This window comes from Cupriavidus sp. CP313, assembly GCF_054072015.1.
In genome coordinates this window covers 1-591 of sequence record NZ_JBSVZB010000099.1, presented here as the reverse complement: position 1 = coordinate 591, position 591 = coordinate 1, and the positions used below count along the sequence as shown (strand labels likewise).

1 protein-coding gene is annotated in these 591 nt (G+C 60.1%); it reads left to right on the top strand.

Going from position 1 to position 591, the window contains the following annotated elements; genetic code table 11:
- Positions 1 to 124: 124 nt before the first annotated feature.
- Positions 125 to 591, top strand: a 467-nt coding sequence (locus tag ACW4E8_RS41065; RefSeq protein WP_456809703.1) for an oxidoreductase, incomplete at its 3' end; no start/stop codon positions are given.

Here is a 591-nt window from a genome sequence, read left to right as displayed (position 1 = left end):
CGCCTTCTGTTTTGAGACACCCATCGCTCAATGCTCCTGGCCGTTTGTTAGCGCAATTATAGCCGCTCCGCCAAATGACAATGGTGATCGACCTTGACTTTTTGAAGCGCATCTCCGAAACTCAATGTCAATCACCATCGTGTTTAAGAACACGCAGTTTGCAGGAGCGCTCATGCCTATTGAAAGTCACCAGCCGTTGCTCAAGCCGATCCGGCTAGGCGACCTGGATTTACCAAACCGCGTCGTCATGGCACCGCTGACGCGCATGCGGGCGGCGAATCCCGAACTCGTGCCCACCCTTTTGCATGCGGACTACTATGCGCAGCGGGCATCGGCGGGCCTGATCATCAGCGAAGGCATCTTCGTGAGTCCGGAGGCTGTTGGCTGGGCGAATGTGCCAGGCCTCTGGAGCGAAGCCCAGGTGCGAGGCTGGCGCGTGGTGACGGACGCCGTGCACCGCGCGGGCGGCCGAATCGTTGCGCAGCTCTGGCATACGGGTTCGTTAGGTCATCCCGACTTCCATGCGGGCAAGGCGCCACTATCGGCTTCGGCAGTCAACCCGGAGCAGCAAAGCGTGACGGCAACCGGCCA